This is a genomic window from Magnetospirillum fulvum MGU-K5 (assembly GCF_000442515.1).
GTDB classification, from domain to species: Bacteria; Pseudomonadota; Alphaproteobacteria; order Rhodospirillales; family Magnetospirillaceae; genus Phaeospirillum; species Phaeospirillum fulvum_B.
In genome coordinates, this window is record NZ_AQPH01000028.1 from 1 (window position 1) to 20,472 (window position 20,472).

Annotated in this window: 11 protein-coding genes, 1 pseudogene and 1 riboswitch; of the genes and pseudogenes, 11 read left to right on the plus strand and 1 reads right to left on the minus strand. The window is 66.5% G+C overall.

Going from position 1 to position 20,472, the window contains the following annotated elements; all coding sequences use genetic code 11:
* The first annotated feature begins 193 nt into the window (after positions 1–193).
* On the plus strand, positions 194–1,591 hold the full coding sequence (locus tag K678_RS08825; RefSeq protein ID WP_021132114.1) for a DUF6880 family protein: 1,398 nt from the start codon (positions 194–196) through the stop codon (positions 1,589–1,591).
* Between the two features lie 460 nt (positions 1,592–2,051).
* On the opposite strand, the pseudogene K678_RS08830 reads toward K678_RS08825, so the two are convergent.
* Positions 2,052–3,129, minus strand: a pseudogene (locus tag K678_RS08830) (IS3 family transposase).
* Between the two features lie 131 nt (positions 3,130–3,260).
* Positions 3,261–3,442, plus strand: a riboswitch (cobalamin riboswitch).
* A gap of 281 nt (positions 3,443–3,723) precedes the next feature.
* Between K678_RS08830 and K678_RS08840 the strand changes: the two are divergent.
* The 10 genes from K678_RS08840 to K678_RS08885 all read left to right on the plus strand — a co-directional run bounded on the left by K678_RS08840 (position 3,724) and on the right by K678_RS08885 (position 20,440).
* Positions 3,724–5,691 (plus strand): TonB-dependent receptor plug domain-containing protein, encoded by a 1,968-nt coding sequence (locus tag K678_RS08840; protein WP_081673220.1) that lies wholly within the window; start codon positions 3,724–3,726, stop codon positions 5,689–5,691.
* Positions 5,688–6,503 (plus strand): energy transducer TonB, encoded by an 816-nt coding sequence (locus K678_RS19035; protein ID WP_021132118.1) that lies wholly within the window; start codon positions 5,688–5,690, stop codon positions 6,501–6,503. Before K678_RS08840 ends, K678_RS19035 begins: the two co-directional genes overlap by 4 nt.
* A gap of 11 nt (positions 6,504–6,514) precedes the next feature.
* The gene (locus K678_RS08850) at positions 6,515–7,363 is read left to right on the plus strand and encodes an ABC transporter substrate-binding protein (protein WP_021132119.1); all 849 of its coding nucleotides are present in this window, start codon (positions 6,515–6,517) and stop codon (positions 7,361–7,363) included.
* Positions 7,360–8,385 (plus strand): FecCD family ABC transporter permease, encoded by a 1,026-nt coding sequence (locus tag K678_RS08855; RefSeq protein WP_021132120.1) that lies wholly within the window; start codon positions 7,360–7,362, stop codon positions 8,383–8,385. The genes K678_RS08850 and K678_RS08855 overlap by 4 nt, the downstream gene beginning before the upstream one ends.
* Positions 8,382–9,164, plus strand: coding sequence for an ABC transporter ATP-binding protein (locus tag K678_RS08860; RefSeq protein ID WP_021132121.1), 783 nt, complete (start codon positions 8,382–8,384; stop codon positions 9,162–9,164). The genes K678_RS08855 and K678_RS08860 overlap by 4 nt, the downstream gene beginning before the upstream one ends.
* A 95-nt stretch (positions 9,165–9,259) precedes the next feature.
* Positions 9,260–10,162, plus strand: a complete 903-nt coding sequence (locus K678_RS19040; RefSeq protein WP_039852598.1) for a radical SAM protein — start codon at positions 9,260–9,262, stop codon at positions 10,160–10,162.
* Positions 10,149–13,922 carry a cobaltochelatase subunit CobN gene (gene cobN, locus K678_RS08870; protein WP_021132123.1) on the plus strand — a complete coding sequence of 1,258 codons (3,774 nt, stop codon included), beginning with the start codon at positions 10,149–10,151 and terminating at the stop codon, positions 13,920–13,922. The genes K678_RS19040 and cobN overlap by 14 nt, the downstream gene beginning before the upstream one ends.
* A complete protein-coding gene (locus tag K678_RS08875; RefSeq protein WP_021132124.1) occupies positions 13,919–17,503 on the plus strand; it encodes a cobaltochelatase subunit CobN in 3,585 nt (1,194 codons plus the stop codon). The genes cobN and K678_RS08875 overlap by 4 nt, the downstream gene beginning before the upstream one ends.
* On the plus strand, positions 17,484–19,427 hold the full coding sequence (locus K678_RS08880) for a VWA domain-containing protein (protein WP_021132125.1): 1,944 nt from the start codon (positions 17,484–17,486) through the stop codon (positions 19,425–19,427). Before K678_RS08875 ends, K678_RS08880 begins: the two co-directional genes overlap by 20 nt.
* Positions 19,424–20,440: an ATP-binding protein gene (locus K678_RS08885; RefSeq protein ID WP_021132126.1), complete on the plus strand. Its 1,017-nt coding sequence runs from the start codon at positions 19,424–19,426 to the stop codon at positions 20,438–20,440. The genes K678_RS08880 and K678_RS08885 overlap by 4 nt, the downstream gene beginning before the upstream one ends.
* Positions 20,441–20,472: the final 32 nt, after the last annotated feature.

Genomic DNA, 20,472 nt, shown 5'->3' on the forward strand with positions numbered 1-20,472 from the left:
TACACCAAGGAAATCAAGGCGTTAGCTGAAAAGCTAACGCCTTTTTCGCGTTCCATCCCCGGCACAGGTAACACATAGGTAACGGACGAAAGCGTATTTGGTGCGGGAATCCTCCCGCCGTCCCCGCTTGACCCCGTCCCGTCTCCGCTGCCAAGGTCGCCCGATTTCCGAATTTCGAGCGGGACGGAACCCCATGGCCGGCAAGACCTCTCTTTCTCCTGAATCCCTGATCGCCCTGGGAACGGACGTGCTCGCCCGGTTGATCCTGGAGGAGGCGGAGGGCAACCCGGCTTTTCGTAAGCGGGTCAAGGCTGCCCTGGCCGGGACCAAGGGGCCGGCCGCCGTTGCCGCCTTGATCGATCGCCGTCTCGCTGCGCTGGAGCGGGGGAGGGCGATGATCGCCTGGGAAAAAGAACGCGCGCTCGCCGAGGATCTGGCTGCCACCCTCCAGACCATCCGCGTCGATCTTGCCGAGCTTGATCCCGCCGCTGCCGTCCAGCGGCTGCTCCGCTTCATCGACAGCCATGCGTCGCTGTTCGAGCGGATCGACGATTCCAGCGGGCGGATTCAGGATGTCTACTGGCAAGCGGCCGAGGCATTGCCGGAATTGGTCGAACGGATGCAACCACCCGACCAGGCGATCGTCCCGGATCGCCTGGTCGTCAGTCTGTCCAAGGCGACACATCCATATGCGTGCCAGATGGCGGTCGCGGTGGTGCCGCTGCTGTCGGCTCCGGTGCTCGATGGTTGGGATCAAACCCTCGCGCGGCTGGTGGAAAACGACTCCATTCTCGAGGTGCGCCAAGCCATCGCCGTGGCCCGACAGACCCTCGATCTCTATCTGGAGCTCGAGCAACGGCGCCCCACCTGGCAGCAGAATCCTGTTCGGGTGGCCGAAACTCTGTTCGCCGCCGGCCGGCTTGACGACGCTTTGGCCTGGGTCCGGCGAGAGGATGGGAAATCCCGCTGCCGCGTTGTCGCGGTCGGCGAAGACAGTTTACCCAGCGGACGCCTGCATGATGTCGAGCGGATCGCCCTTGAAACGCGGATTCTCGACGCCCGGAACGAACGGGCCGCCGCGCAGACGCTCCGCTGGGAGTGTTTCGCCGCCACTCTCTATCCCCAGATGCTGTGCGACTACCTCCGCAAGCTGGAGGATTTCATCGAGTACGATGAGCAGGATCGGGCTTTCGCCCTCGCCGAGGACTTTCGCAATCCCTATGGCGCACTCGATTTCTTTATCGGCTGGCCCCGCCTCGACCGGGCGGCGGCGCTGGTGCGGTCGCATCGGGCGGACTGGGACGGGCGTCATTACAGTTGCCTGGTTCCGGCGGCTGAGGCCCTGGCCGAAGCCCACCCCTTGGCCGCGACCATCCTCTATCGCGCGCTGCTCGCCGACATCCTGGCCCGCGCCAAGTCGCCGGCCTATGGGCATGGGGCCCGCCATCTCGCCCGGCTCGATGCCCTGGCATCGGATATCAATGATTGGGACGGGCTCGATCCCCATGACGCCTACCGGCTCGCGTTGCGTCAGTCCCATGGTCGGAAGACCGGCTTCTGGGCTCAAGTCGCCGCCCAAGGTGCAGGCTGAGCGAGGATTTAGGCGTATTCTCGCGGCCGTGTGATCTGCATCACAACCAAAAGAAATAAAAGCACATAAGCTGTATCTTCATGTGAGATATTGCCGAGGCGTCTCCATGTCGCATCGGGGGCCGGATCGTCTGGTTGTGGCGGCTATCCTCGGGATGGTCGCTGCCTGCGCGACTCAGCCGCCCCCCGTACCGGAGCCGGCTCCGGAACCGGTCGTGCCGTCGCTGATTCTTCCGCCCCCCCCTCGTCCAACGCCGCCGCCAAAACGCCCCGCGGGTCCGCCGATTCCGGATTTGCGGATGGAGCAGTTCAAAACCCTCACGCCCGACGATGTGGAGGGTTTGCTTGGGCCGCCGTCGGTCGTGACGGCTCGGGGCATGGCGACGATCTGGGAATATCGCGGCAAGGCGTGCACTTTCTATGGTAATCCCCCCATTTTTAACGGGGGTTGGACATAGAATTCAGGCGGCCAATTTCAGCTTCTGGGCGGGTGTGATACCGCCGATGCCCATATTGGGGCGGTCGTTGTTGTAGGTCCAGAGCCATTCTGTCGCGTGATCCTGCACCTCCGCGATGGTTTCAAAGAGGATTTGCCCCAGCCATTCATGCCGAACCGTCCGGTTGTAACGCTCGACATAGGCGTTCTGCTGCGGCTTGCCGGGCTGGATATGTTGGAGGCCGATGCCGTGCGTTTCGGCCCATTTCATCAGGGTGCCGCTGATATATTCGGGACCGTTGTCGACCCGAATAGCGCCAGGTTTGCCGCGCCATTCGATGATCTGGTTCAGTACACGCACGACCCGTTCGGCGGGCAGAGAGAAATCGACTTCGATGCCGAGCCCCTCCCGATTGAAATCATCCAGCACGTTGAGCAGCCGGAAAGCCCTGCCATCCTCCAGACGATCTGCCATGAAATCCATCGACCAGACCTGGTTGGGGGCGTCTGGCACCGTCAGTTCGTCGGGCTTGTCGCATTTGAGCCGCTTTCGGGGTTTGATCCGCAGGTTCAGTTCCAACGCGCGATAGACCCGTTTATGGTTCCAGCCATGCCCTTGAATATTGCGCAGATACAGGAAGCAAAGGCCGAACCCCCAGGTCTTTCTGGCCTGGGTGAGACCAACCAGAAGGTCGGCGATCTGCTGTTCTCGTCGGAGAGCCTCGGGCTGTAGCGATAGCACGTCTCACTCAGCCCAAACGTCCGGCACGCCAACGCAATACTGGTCCCTCGTCGCGCCACGGCTGTCTCGGCCATCTCCCGGCGCTGGGATGGCCGGGTTATTTTTTTGCGAGAGCCTCACGTAGCAATTCATTCTGCATGCTGAGCTCGGCGAACATCTTCTTCAGCCGCCGGTTCTCGTCCTCAAGTCCCTTCATCTCCGAGATCATCGAGGCGTCCATGCCGCCGTATTTTGCCCGCCATTTGTAGAACGTCGCGCTGCTCATCTGGTGCTCGCGGCGCAGCGTCAGGACCGGGATACCGTCCTCCGCCTGACGCAGGATCCCCATGATCTGGGCATCCGTGAACCGACTCTTCTTCATCCGAATCTCCTCGTTCGCAAGACCGAGAAAATTCTACGTCCACATCCCTTATTTCCAGGGGGTATTACCCAGTACAGAACGGGCGAGAAACAGTTTTCCAGCGTCGATTGACAGCCCTGACGGTGCAGGGTAAATCAGGTGCCAGCAGCGGTCCCCGGAGACGGGGTTCAAAAGGGAACACGGTGTAAGTCCGTGACTGTTCCCGCAACTGTAAGGGGGGAGGTCCTTCCCACGACGCCACTGGGTAACCGGGAAGGCGGGATAGGACCAGCGATCCCTTAGTCAGGAGACCTGCCGTTGCCAGTATCACCCATCCGTCGGGCGGGATACCCGGTCGGAGCGATTATTGTCGCCTCGTGGTGGTGCGCTGTTGCGTCGCTGCGGGGGTGGTTATGATATTCGGCCTGAACAGACACTGACCAATGAACCGGCGGGAGTGATCCCTGTCCGGCCGTGATTCCGCGTCTTTTGCGCGGAAGACGAGTCTGTTTTGCCGAGTAATCGATCCGTTCGCACGACGCGTGAGCATGGCGTTTCGCCCGATGGGGCGAGGCGTCGTCGGCAACGCATGGGTCGTAAGGGCGTGAACGTACGATGAGGATGACGCAGAACGGGCGGATGGCGCATCTGTTGGTGACGGGGGCTGTTCTGGCCACCTGTCCCGCTTGGGCCGAAACCGAAGGCTCGATGGACGAGATGCTGGTGACCGCCACCCGCGTCGCCACGCCGGTCGATCAGATCGGTAGCTCGGTGACGGTGATTACGCGCGACGAGCTTGATGCCCGCCAGACTCCCAAGGTCGACGAGGTTCTGAAAAGCGTTCCTGGGCTGTCGGTGACCCGGCAGGGCGGCATGGGATCGACCGCGCAGGTCAGGATACGCGGCGCCGAAACCAACCATACCCTGGTGTTGATCGATGGCCAGAGGGTCAATTACCAGGACACGATGTACAATTTCGATTTCGATTGGATGGTCACCGACGATATCGAGCGGATCGAGGTTTTGCGAGGCCCCGCCGCCGGACAGTGGGGGTCGGACGCGGTCGGAGGCGTCATCAACATCGTCACCCGCAAGGGCAAAGGCCCGATGACGGTGACGGCTCAGACCGAACTGGGCAGTTACGACACCAACCGCGAGAATGTCGCGGCCCGAGGCGGTGGAGACTCTTACGATTATTCCTTTGGCTGGTCGCGCTACCGCACCGCCGGATGGTCGATCGCTTCCCAAGACCGGGGAATGGGGACCGAGCGCGACGGGGCACAAAACAACACCTTCAACGGCAAGGTGGGTTTTTCGCCCTCGGACAATTCCGAGATCGAGATCCGAGGCTCGCACACTGATTTCTGGGCGGAATTGGACGGCAGCAAAACCGGGGCCGGCACGCTCGACACCAACCGCTCGAAGGCAAAACACACCGACACCGGAGCGATCAAAGGCTCACTCGCCTTGTTGGACGGGATCTGGACCCAGACCGTCAATGCCAGTGCGATTCGAAACGATCAGTGGAACATGGGGGGGACATCCTCGGGCTGTACCGTGGGCTCGCCGCTCTGTGCGGCTTACCTTGGCACAACCGTCAACGCCTCGTGGCAGAACGATCTGCGCTTCAATAAGGACCATGTGACGACGATCGGCTACGAGGATAACCGCGACTATTACTGGCAGCGGCAGTATCAGCAGAAAAGCAAGATCACCAGTTCGTCGATGAAATCGACCGCGCCGTTCTTCCAGCATCAGGCCCACCTGTTCGACCAACTCGATCTGGGGGGAGGCTGGCGCGGCACCGATCACGACGTGTTCGGCTGGAATCCGACCTGGTTCACCACCCTGGCCTGGCACCTGCCCACCGATACGACGCTGAAGGGCTCGTATGGCACGACGTTCAAGGCTCCGCTTCTCTTCCAGATATATTACCCGTCCGGTCTGTCCAATCCCGGACTGAAGGCAGAACAGGGGCGCGGCTGGGATGTCGGAATCGAACAGAAGCTGTTGGGCGGCGCGGCCAAGAGCGGGGTGACGTGGTTCCGCAATGACATCGACAACCTGATCAATTACGTCCCCATCGGCAATACGGGACAGTACCAGAACACGGCAAAAGCGACGACGTATGGCGTCGAGACCTTCTTTACCTGGACGATCTTCAACGATGACGACGGGTCGCTGGAGGTCTCGCCCAGTTATACCTACACCCAGGCCTATGACCGGGCGACCTGGGCGGAATTGCCGCGCCGCCCGCGCCATAAAGTCGCCAATGATCTGTCCTGGCGCTTTCTGGAGAAGAAGGCCCGTCTGACGGTTTCGACGATCTACGGTTCCGACTTCCAGGAAAGTCGTTCGACCTCGGCGAAGGTTCCGAATCGGATGGGACAATATGTCCAGCTCGACATTTCTGGCAGTTACGATGTGACCGAGCAGGTTCAGCTCTATGGCCGGGTCGAGAATCTGGCCGAGGATTATCACGAATCCGCCTATGGCTATGCCGAGACCGGGGGCCGCGCGTTCTTTACCGGGGTCAAGGTTGCGTTCCAGCCGCTCACCCTGGCTCGCGAGGCGATGAAATGAGGCCGGTCCCCGCCGTCAGCCCCCGCCAGGGTGCCGTCGGTGGGGGGCTTTCGCTGGCCCTTCATGCCGGGGGGCTGGCGCTGGCGCTGTGGGGAATGGGGCAGGCCGCGTTGCCACCCGCCGAGACGGTGGTCGAAATCGCCCTGGTCAGCGCAGCCGACGGAGCGGCCCAGTCGGAGTCCGGGGGGCAATCCCCGTCCGCTCCCGCAGCGACGGCGGCGCCCGTTCCCTCCGTGCCTGCGGCGGTTCCCGCTCCGGTCGTCGTGCCGCGAAGTCCCGTCAAGCTCACCCGTCCGGTCCGACCGGACGCCGTGTCTAGGCCCGTTCCAGCTCCGGTCCCGGCGCCGTCGGCCGCGCCGGTGTCCGCCGCTCCAACCGCCGAGGCGACATCGGCCACCGGCGAATCCGGATCGGGCGGACCCGGTCCAAGCGGGCCGGGGGAAGGGAAGGCGTCGGCGAGCGAGGGCGGTGCCCCGGCGGGCGACCCAAACGCTCACGGCAGCGGGGGACGGAGCGACGACCGACAGGCCGAGCCGCTGGACGCACCGCCGCCTTCTTATCCGCTGTCGGCACGGCGGCGCGGGCTCGAAGGCCGGGTTCAGCTTCGAATTGCCATTGATGCCAACGGTCGGGTCGAAACGGTCGATGTCGCTGCCTCCAGCGGGTCCGAGACCCTTGACGACGCGGCGGTCGAAGCGGTGCGGCGCTGGCGGTTTCGCCCGGAGCGGCGGGGCGGCGAGACCCGTGCCGCGACGATCGTGGTTCCAATCCGGTTTCAACTGGGCGGCGTTGTCGTTGCCCGCAGCGAATGAGAGGGGACCGCATGAACCGCCTGACGATCCTTTCCATCCTGATCCTGAGCCTGGCCGGTCCGGCGGGGGCCGGGGATAAGGTTCGGGTGATGTCGATCGACAATTGTGCCAACCAGTTGATTCTGGTGCTGGCTGACCGCGATCAGATCGTCTCGCTGGCCAAGGGGGGGGAAGTGACCACCTTGCCCGAGATCAAGGCCCTGGCCGAAGGCTTGCCCCGCAACGAACGCAGCGCCGAGGAGATCATCCGGGCGCGTCCCGACGTGCTGTTCTACGGCACCTGGACCGGATCGACCGCGATGACGGTCAAGCGGCTGGGGATTCGGGCGATACGGCTGGAACCGCCCCGCGATGTCGAGCAGGCGAAGCAACAGATCGTCGATATCGCCAAGATGCTGGGCCATGAAGAGCGCGGCCGTGCCCTGGCCGCCCGCATCGCCCATCAGCAGGAAGACGCCGCCGCGCGCAGGCCCGAGACCCACCTGCACGGGCTGGTCTATCGCAGCGGCGGCTATGCCTATGGGGCGGACACCCTGGTCGATTCGATCATGCAGACCGCTGGAATCGACAATGTTGCGGCCCGACTGGGGCAAAGGCTGGCCGGAACGATCGAGATGGAAACGGTGCTGATGGCAGCCCCCCAGGTGCTGCTCGACGATCAACTCCGCGACCGTGCCGACCCTCGGATCGCTACCGATTTTCTCGCTCACCCGGCGCTGCGGCGCGGGTTGCCGCAAGTCGCCCGCATTCAGTTTCCGATGGCGTTCTGGTTGTGCGGCGGGGCCGCGACACCGATCGCCATCGACACCCTGTCGACCCTGGTCGACACGCATCGCGCCACTCTGGAAGGAAGACGATGAGGTCGATTTTGTCCGCCCGCCCCTCGGGACTGGCTTCGTTCACCGCCCATGACGGTCGCCTGCTCCTGCTGCTGGGCGGGCTGGTCGCGATACTGGCCGTGCTGTCGATGGTGATTGGTCCCGCCGACGTGCCGCTGTCGGCATTGTTCGCTCCCGGCGATGATCCGACGACGATCATCATGCAGGAATTGCGTCTGCCGCGTGTCCTGCTGGCGATCTGTGTCGGCGGTACGCTGGGCCTGTCCGGCGCGGCGTTGCAAGGCTTGCTGCGCAATCCGCTGGCCGAACCCGGTCTGGTCGGGGCCTCCTCGGCGGCGGCGCTTGGGGCGGTGCTGGTGCTGTATTTCGGCCTCTATACCGCCTTTCCGCTGGCGTTGCCGGTCGCGGCGATTGTGGGCGCCCTACTCGCCATCGCCCTGGTTTATCTGCTGGCGGGGCGCGATCCCGGCGTGCTGACCCTGATTTTGGCCGGAACCGCGGTCAGTTCGCTGGCCGGGTCGGTGATTTCGTTGGCAATCAACCTGTCGCCGAACCCGCATTCGGCATCGGAAATCGTCTTTTGGCTGATGGGGTCGCTGAAGGATCGCAGCCTCGACCATTTCACGCTGTCCTTGCCGTTCATGGCGGTGGGAGCGGCGTTGCTGCTGTCGTCGGGCCGAGCCCTCGACGCCCTGGCCTTGGGCGAGGATACCGCGCGGACCCTGGGCTTTTCGCTGGGGCGGGTGCGGTTCTTCCTGGTCGCGGGCACCGGTCTCGCCGTGGGGGCCGGGGTGGCGGTGACGGGCGCAATCGGTTTTATCGGCCTCGTTGTGCCGCATCTGCTGCGCCCGTTCGTCGGCCATCAGCCGCGCCGGTTGCTGCCCGCCAGTCTGCTGGGGGGTATGGCGCTGCTGTTGGCCGCCGATATCGGGGTGCGCCTGATCCCGACCCAGCTTGAACTGAAGCTGGGCGTGCTGACCGCGCTGGTCGGGGCTCCCTTCTTCCTCGCTTTGGTGCTGAAGACCCGCAAGGTGATGGCATGATCCTCGAAGCCACCGGTCTGTCGTTCGTCCGCGACGGTGCCACGATCCTGCACGATGTCGATTTCCGCCTCGATCCGAACGAGGTGGTCGGGCTGATCGGCCCCAACGGCGCGGGGAAGACCACTCTGCTGCGCTGTCTGATCGGTCTGGCTCGCCCGGAACGCGGCGACATCCGTCTGGACGGACGGTCCTTGGCCGAGTGGCCGTCGCGTGCCCGCGCCGGGGCGATGGCCTATCTGGCGCAAAATCCCGATTGCCACTGGCCGATGAGTGTCGAGCGGGTGGTGGCGCTGGGGCGTCTGCCCCACCTCGACCCCTGGCAGGCGATTGCTCCGGGCGATATCGCGGCGATTGAACGGGCAATCCAAGCCACCGATATCAGCCACCTGCGCGATCGGTCGGTGACCAGCCTGTCGGGGGGAGAGCGAGCGCGGGTGTTGCTGGCCCGTGCCCTTGCGGTCGAGGCTCCGTTTCTGTTTGCCGACGAACCGGTCGCCGGGCTCGATCCCGGTCATCAGATTCAGGTGATGGATTTGCTGCGCCGGTCGGCCGGACGCGACCGGGCGGCGGTGGTGGTGCTGCACGATCTGACCCTGGCGGCGCGGCATTGCACCCGGCTGGTTCTGCTGGCCGAAGGGCGGGTGGTGGCCGATGGTCCGCCGGGCGAGGTGCTGACCGCCCCTATTCTGGCCCGGATCTATGGCATCGCCGCCCGGATCGAAACCCATGACGGAGCCTTGATGGTGGTGCCGGAAGGGCTGGCCCAGGTCGATGCCTGAGACCATGCCTCGTCCCGGGCTTGATCTGTTGGTGGTGTGGGTAACCACGCGGTGCCAATTGTCCTGCCGCGCCTGTTATCGTGGGGGCCGGGCCGGTGGGCGAGGATCTCGACCCCGCTTTGGCCGGGCGGGCCATTGCCGCTCTGGGGCTTGCGCCGGGTGCGCAAGTCCAGATTGCCGGGGGCGAGCCGGGGCTGGTGCCCGATATCGTCAATCAGGTCGCGTCTCTGGCTCGGGCGGCTGGCGCCGGGCGGATCGCGATTCAGACCAACGGTCTGGCCATCGACGACCGCTTCATCGCCCTGGTGCGTCGGCATCGCCTGGGGGTCGGGGTCAGTCTCGACGGCCCGCCGCCGCTCAATGACCGGGTGCGCGGACAGACGGCGCAGGTACTGGCCGGGCTGCATCGGCTGGAGGCGGAGGGGATCGCGTTCGGAGTAACCGTCACTCTGTCGGCGGAAACGCTGCCCGGTCTGGTCGATCTGGCCCTGATGCTGGGCGGGTTCGCGATGGCCCGTTCGCTCGGGCTCGACATCCTGCGTCCGCTCGGGCGGGGGGCCGACATCGCCTTGCCGCGCCCCGCCGATCTGGCGCGGGCCTATTCGGCGCTGGTCGAAGCTCTCGACTGGGTCAATCGCCGCCGCCAAAAGCCGCTGGTCCTGCGTGAAGCGGGAATGGTCGGCTGCGGCCCCACCGAGTCCTACTGCGCGGCGGAACGGGGACGCGCCGCCGTGCTGGTCCCTGGCGGTGGGCTGTGGCCCTGTTCCAGTCTGGTCGGACAAGATGGGTTCAGCCTGGGCAACGTCGATCACCCGGACCTTTCCGCGTCCGCTTTGCGTCCGAGCCGCACCCTCTGCGGGGCTTGCGCCGTGTCCGGTTGCCGGGGGCGGTGTCCGGCCCGCGCCATCGTTTCGTCCGCCGCGTCGGCGCTTGATTGCGTTCTGCGCCGCGCCGCCCATCATCCTTCCGCTTCGGAGTCGATCCGTGTCCCAGCCTGAATCCCTGATCGTCGTGATCGATTCGACCGGTTCCTCTCTGGGCAATCTGGGACAGGCGGTGCGAACCGTCGGACCCGGATTGGGGCTGGCGGTGGCAGCGCGGTCGCGTGACGATCTGTTCGACCGTGCCGCGATCGAGCGGGCGGCGGCTCTGGTCGCGACGGCCCATGCCGTCATCATCTTGCCCCATGGCGGGACCGAATCGATTCCTGGGTTCGAGACGATCATTGCGGCGGCGGCCGGGCGGCTGGTTCATGTCCAGCCCGCGCCCGCCTCGCCCGAGGGGATGGCGATCGCCAAGGATCATTCCAGCGATTTCGGCAGCCCGGCCTATCGCCGCCGCACCGCCTATCTGGCTCAGGGCGGGCCGGAGAATCTGGCCAACCTGCTGCGCTTTGTGAGGGGGGACGAGGACGCGCCGCCGCCTGCGCCGGTGCCGATTGATGGGGTTTACCATCCCGCTTATGCCGGTCCCTCCGACCCGGACAGCTATCTTGCCTGGGCGCGTGGGCGCTTTGCCGACGGAGAAACCCGCCCGGTGATCGGGCTGTGGTTCTATCGCCCGCATTGGCTGTCGGGCGATCTGGAGACCTACGATGCCCTGATCGCCGAGATCGAAGGGCAGGGAGGGCTGGCGCTGGCCCTGTTCCACGTCCGGGCCGGTGGCGCGACCCAGGGCGGATTGTCGGTGCCCGATCTGGTCGCACGCTGGTTCGCCGGACGGATCGGAGCATTGCTGTCGCCGCTCAGTTTCTCGCTGGCGCAATTGGGGGCCGACACGGCGCGGGTGCTGGGCGATCTCGACGTGCCGGTGCTGCAACTGATCCTGACCGCCAATCCGCGCGCCGAGTGGGAGGACAGCCTTCAGGCGGTGACTCCGCTCGACGTCTCTGCCAATGTCGCCCAGCCGGAATTCGACGGTTGTTTGATCGGCAGCGTCGTTGCCACCCGCGAACATGCCGAGCCGGATAGATCGACCGGAACCCGGCTGATCCGCCGTCGCCCGGTGGAGGAGCGGTGCCGTCACGCCGTCTCGCTGGCGTTGAACTGGGCGCGGCTGCGCTCGGTTCCACCGCCCGAGCGCAAGGTGGCGATTCTGTTCCACCATTATCCGCCCCGCAACGATTGCCTGGGCTCGGCGGTGGGGCTGGACAGTTTCGAGAGTGTCCGGGCGATTCTCGACCGTCTCGCCGCCGAGGGCTATCGGCTCGACCATTCCTATCCCGATGGCGAAAGTCTGGCCCACGATCTGCTGTCACGGCTGACCAACGACCGGCGCTATCTGCCGCCCGCCCAGATGTCGCAGAAGGCGGCGGCACGGATCAATCGCGACACCGCGATCCGCTGGGATGGCGAGCGAAACGACACATTGCGGGCCGAGATCGCCGCCAAATGGGGCGAGCCGCCGGGGCGAACCTTCGTCCATGATGGCGAGATCCTGGTCGGCGGGCTGATCAACGGCAACGTCTTCATCGGTATGCAGCCGCCGCGCGCCCGGATGGACGATGGCGATGATGCGGTGGCGCAGCCGGACGGGAAGGCGGTGCACGATCCCTTCCTGCCCGCGACCCATCATTACCTCGCTTATTACCGCTGGCTGCGCGACGGGTTCGGCGCCCAGGCGGTGTTTCACATCGGCACCCACGGCACGCTGGAATGGATGCCGGGCAAAAGCGTCGGTCTGTCGGATTGGTGCCATCCCGACGCGGCGATCCGCGATCTGCCCAACCTCTATCCTTATAATGTCGGGATCATCGGCGAGGGGACGCAGGCCAAGCGGCGGTCCTATGCCTGCATTCTCGACCACATGATTCCGGCGCAGACCAGCGCCGATCTGTCCGAGCCGCTGGCCCGGGTCGAGACCCAGATCGAAACCGCTTATTTCACCGCTCAGGAAGACCCGGCCAAGCTGCCGTTGGTGTTCGACCGGCTGTGGGAAGCGATCGAAGCCGCTCATCTCGACCGCGACATGGGGCTGACGCGCGCCGATTTCGACCATGACGCGGCCGAGGCGTTGGGGCGGCTGCACGGCTATTTGAGCGAAATCGAGGTTACCGCGATCAATGACGGGCTCCACGTCTTCGGCCGCCCGCCCGAGGGGGACCGGCTGGTCTCGACCCTGGTGCATCTGACCCGGCTGCCCAATGGCGCGGGCGGCTCGCTGTGGGAGGCGATCGCCGCCGCTGCCGGTCTTGATCTGCTTGAACTGACCGACGATCCCGGCGGAGCCTTGCCGGGCGGCGGCACCAAGGGACAGGCCATCGCCCGGATGATCGACAGCGCCGAAGCGGCCTTGGCGGCGCTCGATGCCGCCGGGTGGAGCGACGCGGCGCTCGACGACGCCGTCGCCGAGCGGTTCAACGGATCGGCTCGGGTGGCCCGTGCGCTCCGCTTCGTTCGCGACGATGTCCGCCCCCGTGTCCTTGCCACCACCGACGAACTGGAATTTGCCGCCCGTGGTCTGGCCGGGCGGTTCGTTCCCCCCGGTCCAGGCGGGGCACCGACGCGAGGCGCGATCGATGTTCTGCCGACCGGGCGCAATTTCTATTCGCTCGACCCACTGAAGATTCCCTCGGCCGAGGCATGGGTGTCGGGCCAAGCGATGGGTGACGCCCTGGTCGAGCGCTATCGCGCCGATCACGGGCGCTGGCCGGAACAGATCGGCATGGTGTTGTGGTCGAGCCCGACGATGCGGACCCGGGGCGACGATGTCGCTCAAATTCTGTATCTGATCGGGGCGCGTCCGGTGTGGGAGGCCGGCAGTGGACGGGTCAGCGGGGTCGAGCCGATCCCGTTGGAGGAACGCCGCTTTCCCCGGTTTGACGTCACGGTGCGGGCCAGCGGTCTGTTCCGCGACACCTTCCCCAATGTGATGGAGCTGATCGACACGGCAACGCGGATGATCGCCGCTTTGGCCGAGCCGCCGACCCTGAATATGCTGGCCCGCAATGTCGCGATCGAGACCGCCGAATTGCGCGCCGCCGGGCTGGGCGAGGACGAGATCGCGCGGCGGGCCGCCTTTCGCGTGTTCAGCGACCGGCCGGGCTGTTACGGCGCCGGGGTCAACGCCCTGTTGCGCGATGGCGGCTGGGAAACCGCCGCCGATCTGGGCGAGATCTATCTGCATTGGGGCGGCCATGCCTATGGGGCCGGAACCTATGGCGAGGAAAGCCGCGAGTCCTTCCGCCGCCGGATGGGCGCGCTCGATCTGACCGTGAAGAATTCCGACACCCGCGAACACGACATCTTCGTCAGCGACGATTACAACGCCTATCACGGCGGGATGAACGCGGCGGTGCGGGCGGCGGGGGGTGGCACGGTTGCCAGTTATACCGGCGATTCCAACGATCCCCGCCGTCCGCGCGTGCGCTCGACCGCCGAGGAAGGGCGCTTCATCTTCCGCACGCGGGTGCTGAACCCGAAATGGATCGAGGGGATGATGCGCCACGGCTACAAGGGCGCGGGCGACCTCGCCAAGCTGGTCGAGTATTGCTTCCAATGGGACGCGACCAGCAACATTCTCGACGATTGGCAATATGCCGAGATGGCGCGGACCTACGCCTTCGATCCGAAGATGCGCGACTTTTTCGCCCGTCATAATCCCCATGCCCTTCACACCATCGCCGAACGCCTGCTCGAAGCGATCCGGCGCGGCCTGTGGGCCGAGCCGGGTGCCGATCGCGACCGGCTGGAAACCCTGTTCCTGGATGCCGAAGGGCTGATCGAGGACACGATGTCGTCCCCCGGAGAGTCCCGATGATCCGCGTCACTTTTCTGTTCAGTCACCCGGTGCTTGACCGCGTCTGGGACCGGGCCGCCGCCCGTCTTGCCGTGCGGGGGATCGCGGTTCGCGTCCTCAGCCAGTCGGCCGCGATCGATTGGACGGCGTTTGCCGAGGACTCGGTGGCCCTGGCCGATGCCGCCTGGGTCGAGGTCACCCGCGCCTCGGCCGGGTTCGGCGCGGTGATCGCAGCGGCGCAACGCTGTCCGTTCGCCGTCGCCGCCGGGCTGGAAAGCCGGGCCGCCCTGGGCGATGCGCGTGCCGCCTGCCGGACGATGGTGTCGTCCTATCTGCGCGCCGGGACCGAGGCGGACCTGGAAAATGCGGTTCTGGCGCTGCTCCAGGGGGCCGGTCGGATCGATCAAAGGCCGCCGCCGCCGACCGAGCCGCTGCTGCTGGGAATCCATCATCCCGCCGCATCCCAGCCCTGGGACGATTCCGCAGCTTATCTCGACTGGGCCGCCTCGCGTCTTGCCGCCGAGGCTCCGGCAGTGGCGATATTGTTCGACCGCAATGCCTGGCTGAACGACGATCTGGCGGCGATCGATGCTCTGATCAGTGGGCTGGAGGAGGCAGGGCTGGTCCCGGTGGCGCTGTTCTGTGCCTCCGATCTGGCGCGCGGCTGGGGGCGGCCCGATCATCCGCTGTCGCTTGGGCTGGAGGTACTGGGGCCACGGCTGGCCGCGATCTGGAACGCCGCCGGTCTGCACGGAGCCGACATCGAGTCCGATCCCTTCACCCCCCACGCCGTGCCGGTGATTCAGCTTCTGCGCGATTGGAGCCATGACGAGGAAGGCTGGCGCGCCGATGAGCGGGGGCTCAATCCGGTTTCGGTGATCTTTGGCCTGACCCGGCCCGAGATGATGGGCACCACCGATCCCACCTTGTTCGCCTGCACCTGGCGCGGCGACGGAGAAATCCGCCGCGCCGTTCCCGTCGCCGATCAGATCGCCCGGCTGGTTGGCCGGACCCGCGCCCTGATCCGCCTGCGCGAGCGCGAAAACGCCGACAAATCCGTCGCGATCCTGCTGCACAATCCGCCCTGCAAAGGAATGGAAGCGACGATCGGCTCCGCCCCCGGCCTTGATGCCCTGGACAGCGCGGTGCGGCTGCTCCATCGCTTGGGAGACGAAGGCTACGATGTCGGCACGCCTCCCGCCGACGGCGCGGCCCTGCTCAATCTGATTCGTGACCACCGCGCGGTGCAGGAATTCCGCTGGACCACGACGGGCGAAATCATCGCCCGGGGTGGTGCGTTGGCTTTGATCGACGAAGCGAGCTACCGCGCCGATTTCGCATCCTTGCCCGAGCCGGTGCGAACCGCGATCGACGCCGCCTGGGGAGCCTTTCCCGGTCAGGCGATGGTGGCGCCCGCCTCGGTTGGCGGCGGTCCCGCCCTGGTGATCAGTGGTTTGCGCTTTGGCAACATCCTGGTGATGACCGAACCCAAGCGCGGCTGTCACCGGGCGCGCTGCGACGGCGAGGTCTGCCGCATCCTCCACGATCCGCAAATTCCGCCGCCGCACCATTGGCTGGCGACGTTCTGGTTCCTGCGCCGCACAATCGATGCCGTGGTGGTGATGGGCAGCGAAAGCCCGCTCGAATATCTGCCGGGCAAGCGCACCGCTTTGTCCGAATCGTGCTACCCCGTTCTCAGCCTGGGCGATCTGCCGGTGATCCAGCCATCGCTGATTTCGGCGATGGGCGAGACGATGATGGCGCGTCGTCGCGGCCGTGCCGTGACCATCGGCCATCTTGGTGCCCCAGTGGCGCGCGCCGACAGTCTGGGCGGCGATTGGGACGAACTGGAAGAGATCACCCGTCAGTATCAAGGGGCCGAGGGCGCGCGCCGGGGCGAACTGGCGGCGCGGTTGAGCCTTGCTCTGCGGGCGATGGGACTGATCGGGGACGCGCCCGCCGCCGCCGAATTGGACACCGCAATCGAGTCCCTGCCGCGCCGATTGCGCAGCCTGCGGGCGCGAACCCTGGCGCTCGACCCGCATGTGTTGGGACGGGTGCCGGACGATACCGTCGCCGGGCTTTATGTCGCGGAGGCGCGGGGGACAAACGGTCGGCCGGTTGATGAGGATCGTCTCCGCGCCGCCCTGGCCGAGAGCGGAGGCGAACAGGACGCGGTGCTGGCGGCTCTGTCCGGCCGGTTCGTCACCCCCGGTCCCGGTGGGCATCTGTCGCGAGGTCGGGTTGAGTGCCTTCCCACCGGGCGCAATCCGTTCGGGGTCGATCTGCGCCGCATTCCGACCGAAGCCGCCTGGGCGGTGGGGGCGCGGATGGGCGAAAAGCTGCTCCGGGCCTGGAGCACCGACAGTGACGAGCCGTTTCCCCGCACCGTCGGCCTGTCGCTGTGGTCAAGCGATGCCTTCCAGGCGGATGGGGAAACCATTGCTCAGGCTTTGTGGCTGCTGGGCTGCCGCCCCTGTCGCGATGCCAATGGGCGGGTCGAGGGGGTCGAGCCGATCCCGCTGGCCGATCTGGTGATCGTCGATCCCGATGGCTCGGTTCGGCCTCGTCCCCGCCTTGATGTGGTGGTGCAGATCAGCGGCGTGGTGCGCGACACCCTGCCGGGGCTGTGCGGGCTGATCGACCGCGCCGTCGCCCTGGTCGCCGCTCTGGACGAGCCGCCCGAGCGCAATCTCCTGCGCGCCCATGTCGAGGAGCGTCTCGCGGTTCTGGCCAAGACGATGAGTGCGGAGCGGTCGGTGCTGCGCCGTCTGGCCCAGGCCCGCGTGTTCGGTCCGGCCGAGGGCGGCTATGGCGGCGCGATGGGACTGGCGCTTGATGCGTCGGCCTGGGACAGCGATGCCGATCTGGCCGAAATCGTCGTCAACCGCGCCGGACAGGCCTATGGCGCGGGCGGCGTCGCGCTGGCCGGGGGCGAGGCGATGCTGGGCGAATATGCCGAGGCGTTGCGGCGGACCGATCTGTGGTGCCAGCGCCAGGGATCGCCCGAAGCTGATTTGCTGTCGAGTTCCTGCGGAATCGAGGGCGGCGGCGCGGCGGCGGCGGCGCGACGTGGTCTGGGCGGGGGCCGGATGCGGCTGTTTTGGTCGGACAGTCAGACCGGTCCCGAGGGCGAGGTCCGCTCGCTGGCCGAGGAACTGACCCAGTCGCTGGCGTTGACCCTGCTCAATCCCGCCTGGCTGGCCCGGACCAGGACACAAGGCTATGGCGGCGCCCAGGCGATGAGCGACCGAGTTAACCGGCTGTTCGGCTGGTCGGCGACCGCTCATGCCGTCAGCCGGGCGCAGTTCGACGCGGTGCATGATCGTCTGGTCGGCGATAGCGCCACCCGCGACTGGCTGATGCAAACCAACCCGCATGCGCTGGACGAGATCGTTCGCCGTTTGCTCGAAGCCCAGGCGCGCGGCCTGTGGCAGATCGACGCGGCCCGGCTATCGGCGCTTCAGGCGGCGATGCTGGCGGTCGAAGGCGATCAGGAAGAGCGGCGCGGGACTGTCGAGGGCGAGTTTCAGGGCGGCGCGGTGACGATCCTGACCGAGAGCGCTGTCAAGGAGTGGACCCATGTCTTTCGTGTCCGATAGCGTCTATCCCTTCGCCGCGTTGTGCGGTCAGGAGCGGATGAGGTTGGCGCTGGTGCTGGCGGCAATCGATCCCGCCATCGGCGGAGTGCTGATCCGGGGCGAGAAGGGGACCGCCAAATCGACCGCCGCACGGGGTCTGGCCGCGCTGCTGCCCCGGCTTGCCGAGGGACGGGCGGCCCCGTTCGTCGATCTGCCGCTGGGGGCCACCGAGGATCGGGTGATCGGCTCGATCGATCTGGAGGCGGCCCTGGCCGAGGGGCGGGCCCGTTTCCAGCCGGGTCTGCTGGCCCGCGCCGATCAGGGCATTCTGTATATCGACGAGGTCAATCTGCTCGATGATCATCTGGTCGAATCGATCCTTGATGTTGCCGCAAGTGGGGTGAACCGGGTCGAGCGCGAAGGCCAAAGCCTGGTCCATCCCGCCCGGATTACCCTGATCGGCACGATGAATCCCGAGGAAGGCGACCTGCGCCCGCAATTGCTCGACCGTTTCGGGCTGGCGGTCGCGGTGAGCGGGGAGAGCGATCCCGCCATCCGTGTCGCCCTGATGCGGGCGCGGGAATCGTTCGAGCAGGACGGCACCGCTTTCGCCCAGGGCTGGGCCGAGGCTCAAGCCGTCCTGGCCGGGCGAATCGTTCGCGCCCGGGCCGCTTTGCCCCAGATTACCCTGCCGCGTCCGATGCAGGGATTTATCGCCGAAATCTGCCGCCGTAATCATGTTGCCGGTCATCGCGCCGATCTGGCGATCGCCCGCGCCGCCCGCGCTCATGCTGCCTGGGACGGTCGCGACATCGTCACCGCCGAGGATGTTACCGAGGTCGCGCCGTTCGCGCTGCTGCACCGGATGCGGGGGGCCACGCCCGATCTGCCCCCGCCGCCGCCGCCGTCCGAGGACCCTGAGGAATCAGACCAGGACGGGGAGAGCGAGTCTGCGCCGAATTCCGACGGATCGGAGGAACAGGAGGAGAGCGGGGCGGGGGAGGGCGACGATGCGGCGCCTCCGCCCTCTGATGCCGAGTCGGCGGAGCAAGCCCCTGGCCCTGCCGGGGACGATGGTGATGTTCAGTCCATCGGCACGCCGTTCACGCCGCGTCCGCTGGGGTCCGAGCCGCGCGATGCATTGCTGCGCACCGGGTCGGGGCGGCGGGCCCGCTCGCTGTCGGCCAGTCGCCAGGGACGGATGGTCGCCAGCACGCCCCTGCGCGAGCGCGACGATATCGCCTTCGACGCCACCTTGCGCGCCGCCGCGCCGCATCAATTGCGCCGGAGGGACGAGGGGCCGGGGCTGGCCATCCGCATCCGTCCCGAAGACATCCGCGAGAAGCGGCGCGAACGACGGGTCGGGTCGTTCCTGCTGTTCGTCGTCGATGGCTCGGGCTCGATGGGAGCACACCGGCGGATGGTCGAGACCAAGGCGGCGATTCTCAGCCTGCTGCTCGACGCCTATCAAAAACGTGACCGGGTAGCGATGGTGGTGTTTCGCGGCACCGGGGCCGAAACGGTGCTGCCGCCCACCGGGTCGGTCGAACGCGCCGCCCGCCTGCTGGCCGATCTGCCGGTGGGGGGACGGACCCCGCTCTCGGCCGGTCTGGTCGAAGCGGCTCGTCTGCTCGACCGGGTCGGCCGTCGCGACCCCGCCACCCGGCCGCTGGTCCTGGTCCTGACCGATGGCCGCGCCAATGCCGGTTTGGGCGGCGGTCCGCCGCACGAAGAGGCGCTGCGTCTGGCCGCCGCGCTGGGGCAGCGGTTTGCCGCCGCGCGCTTCATTGTCATCGACACCGAGCCGCCCGGCCTGATCCGGCTTGATCTGGCCGGGCGGCTGGCCGCCGCGTTGGCCGCCCCCTGCCTGCGTACCGAGGATCTTCGCGCCGAGGATCTTCGCGCCGAGGATCTGGTTCATTTCGCCAAGGAGTTCCAACCGTGAGCCTTATCGACCCCCTCCGTCCGCTCTATCCCTTCGCGGCGATCGTCGGCCAGGAGCGGCTGAAGACGGCGTTGATCCTTAACGTGATCGATCCCAGCCTGTCCGGCGTGCTGATCCGGGGCGAGAAAGGGACCGCCAAATCGACGGCGGTCCGTGCGCTGGCCGCGCTGCTGCCCGATATCATTGTGGTCGAGGGCTGCCCGTTCCAGAGCGACCCCGATGATCCCAAGGCGATGAGTTCCGAGGTGCGGGCGCGGGTCGCCGAGGGCGAGTCTCTGCCCACCGTCACCCGGCGGGTGCGGGTGGTGGAACTGCCGATCAGCGCCACCGAAGACCGGGTGGTGGGCACCCTTGACCTTGAACACGCCCTGACCGAGGGCAAAAAGCGGATCGAGCCGGGTCTGCTCGCCGCCGCCCATCGCGGCATTCTGTATGTCGACGAGGTCAATCTGCTCGACGATCATGTCGTCGATGTGCTGCTGGATTCGGCGGCGATGGGGGTTAACACCATCGAACGCGAAGGGATCAGCGTCAGCCATCCCGCCCGCTTTACCCTGATCGGCACAATGAACCCCGAAGAAGGCGAGTTGCGCCCGCAATTGCTTGACCGTTTTGGCTTGTGCGTTCAGGTCGAGGGGCTGGCCGTGCCGGAACAGCGGGTCGAGGTGATCAAGCGCCGCGCCGCGTTCGAGGCCGATCCCGAATCGTTCGGCCTGGGTTGGGCGAAGGAGACCGAGGCGTTGCGCGTCCGGATCGCCGCTGCGATCGCGCGTCGTCCCCGCCTTGTCGCGACGGATGCGATTTTGCTCGATATCGCCCATCGCTGCCTTGCGACCGGAGTCGATGGGCATCGCGCCGACATCGTGATGCTGAAGACCGCCAAGGCTCTGGCCGCCTGGGCTGGGCGCGATGAGGTCATCGCCGCCGATCTGGACGAGGCGCAAACTCTGGTTCTGCCGCATCGGCAGCGCCGCCGCCCGTTCGAGGATGTGTTCCGCCCCGATGCCGCGTAACGAGGACCGAAGGGGCGAACACGATCCGGACG